Source organism: Actinotalea ferrariae CF5-4 (assembly GCF_000603945.1).
GTDB classification, from domain to species: domain Bacteria; phylum Actinomycetota; class Actinomycetes; order Actinomycetales; family Cellulomonadaceae; genus Actinotalea; species Actinotalea ferrariae.
The window spans coordinates 1-2,560 of record NZ_AXCW01000390.1 but is presented as its reverse complement, the minus strand read 5'-3'; the positions used below and the strand labels follow the sequence as shown (position 1 = coordinate 2,560).

General features: G+C 77.2%; 2 protein-coding genes and 1 pseudogene. All 3 read left to right on the top strand.

Annotated features, from left to right (window positions below; genetic code table 11):
- Positions 1–580 (top strand): annotated as a pseudogene (locus N866_RS21660) (hypothetical protein); the annotation flags it as partial.
- Positions 581–1,071: 491 nt separating this feature from the next.
- Positions 1,072–2,151: a S1C family serine protease gene (locus N866_RS18100; RefSeq protein WP_052023242.1), complete on the top strand. Its 1,080-nt coding sequence runs from the start codon at positions 1,072–1,074 to the stop codon at positions 2,149–2,151.
- 70 nt (positions 2,152–2,221) lie between these two features.
- The coding region (locus tag N866_RS18095; RefSeq protein WP_034229314.1) for a twin-arginine translocase TatA/TatE family subunit at positions 2,222–2,560 on the top strand (339 nt) is incomplete at its 3' end.

Below are 2,560 nucleotides of genomic sequence, written 5' to 3'. Positions count from 1 at the left end.
CGCCGCGCCGAGTGGCGCCGAGGTGTCGCGAGCCTGGCCGTCGGCCGCGGCGGCGGGGCTGGGCGCCGGACCGGTGCAGGCGCCCCCGGACGGTTCGGCCTCGGGGCCGCTGGGCCCGCAGGCCGTGGTCACCGACGTGTCCCTGACGGGTGAGGACGCCCACCGCGAGGTGCTCTCGTGGATGGCTGACCACGGGTGGGCGAGCCCGGTCGCCCTGCCCGCCACGACCCGGGTCACCGGTCTGCGCCTGGACACCAGCGGCACCGGGACCCTGGAGCTGGACCTGATCGGCCCTGACGGGCCCGTCGTCGTGGTCCAGGAGCACGGACGGCTGCACCCGGAGGTGCTGCGTGACCTGCCCGTCGTCGACGTCGGGGGCCGGCAGGTCCACCTCGTCTGCGGCGACCCCTGGTACGTGGTCTGGCAGTCGGGCGACTCCGTGGTGACCGTGGTGGCGGACGGTCCGACGCCCGACGTGCGCGAGCTGGTCGCGGCGCACCCGGCCGCGGCGTACGACGACGGCGTCGGGGCACGCCTGTCGCGCGGCTGGGACGCGCTCACGGGATCATTGCTCCCGTGACCGACAGCCGCGACAACCCCTTCGCCGCGCCCTGGGCCCCCTCGACGGGCGCCGCGGCGCCTCCGGGCGTCCCCGTGGACGCGCCCCCCGGAGGGCCGCTCGAGGGGCGCCCGGCGCCGACCCGACCCGACCCGACGCAGCGGCAGAGCAGCGTGTGGTCCGGCTCGGGCGCGACCCTGTGGTCCGCGACGTCCTCCGGGTCCGCGACCCCCTCCCCGTCGGCGACGTCCGTGACGCCGGGGACGGAGGCGCCGGCCGGTGTGTCGCCCGGCCACCCGGGCGGGCAGCGGGCCTCTGCGGGGCAGCCGGGGTACCCGAGGCAGACGGAGAACGCGGGTCAGAACGGGTACCCGGGGCAGCCGGGGTACCCAGGTCAGCCGGGGTAGCCGGGCCAGCCGGGCCAGCCGGGCCAGCCGGGCGCGGCGCTGGACAACTGGGGCAGGCCCGTCCCGCCGCCGCGGCCCCGCCGGCAGCGGCCGGGTGCCGGGTGGGTGGTCGGCCTGGTCCTCCTGTCCCTCGTGGCCGGCGCCCTGGGCGGGTGGGGAGCCCAGGAGATCGCCGCACGCGGCGACCAGGGCCGCAGCGCGGACGCCGCCCTCCCGGTCTCCGTCGAGCGGGATCCCGGGGCCGGCCGGCTCACGGGTGTCGCGGGCATCGCCGCCGAGGTCCTGCCGAGCGTGGTCGCGATCGAGGTCCGCGGGCCGCAGGGCGCCGGGACCGGGTCGGGCTTCGTGCTGCGCGAGGACGGCTACCTCCTGACGAACAGCCACGTCGTGTCGGCGGCCGACGGGGGCGGCGGGCAGGTCGTCGTGGTGTTCGCGGACGGCAGCGAGGAGCCGGCGGAGATCGTCGGACGGACGGCCGAGTACGACCTCGCCGTCATCCGCGTGAACCGCTCCGGCCTGAAGCCGCTCGCGCTCGCGGACTCCGACGACGTCGTCGTGGGGGACCCGGTCATCGCGATCGGTGCGCCCCTCGGGCTGCAGAGCACGGTCACCACCGGCATCGTCAGCGCGCTGAACCGGCCGGTGTCCGCGGGCAACCAGGACGAGACCGCGTTCATCGACGCGATCCAGACGGACGCGGCGATCAACCCGGGCAACTCCGGCGGCCCGCTCGTCGACGCGGACGGCCAGGTCGTCGGGATCAACTCGGCCATCGCCCAGCCGCCGGGACTCGGCGCGGCGGGCGGCAGCATCGGTCTCGGCTTCGCGATCCCGTCGAACCAGGCGCGCCGGACCGCCGAGGAGCTCATCGAGACCGGCAGGGCGACCTACCCGGTCATCGGCGTCCTGCTCGACGGCACCTATACCGGCGAGGGCGTCCGGGTGGCCACCGGGGCCCAGCCGGACCTGGGGCAGCCCGTGGTGCCCGACGGGCCCGCAGACCGCGCCGGCATCCGCCCGGGCGACGTGATCCTCGAGATCGACGGCCGCCCGGTGACGGAGAACGACGAGCTCGTCGTGGCCATCCGCGCCCGCGCTCCCGGTGACGCGGTCACGCTCACCGTGCGCAGCGGCGAGGACGAGCGCGAGGTCCGCGTCGTCCTGGACGAGGTCGCCACCCAGTGACGCCGGCGTCCGGCTGAGGCCGCGCCCGGCCGCTCGTCCGGGCCGGGCACGGCGCGGTTAGCATGGCGGCGTGTTCGGGATCAACGGCAGCGAGGTGCTCGTGCTGCTGCTCGTCGCGCTGGTCGTGGTCGGGCCCGAGCGGCTGCCCCGGTACGCCGAGCAGCTCGGCGGGTGGGTGCGTCAGCTCCGTGGCTTCGTCAAGACCGCCAAGGTCCGCGTCGCCGAGGAGATGGGCGAGGAGGGCGCGGACGTCGACTGGTCCCAGCTCGACCCGCGCCGGTACGACCCGCGCCGGATCGTCCGCGAGGCGCTCCTGGAGGACGAGCCGCCGCCGGTGGTCGGACGCCGGTACACGAGCGGCGCCGCGCGCCGGGCAGCCGCTGCGGGCGGCGCGACCGCGGCCGGAGCC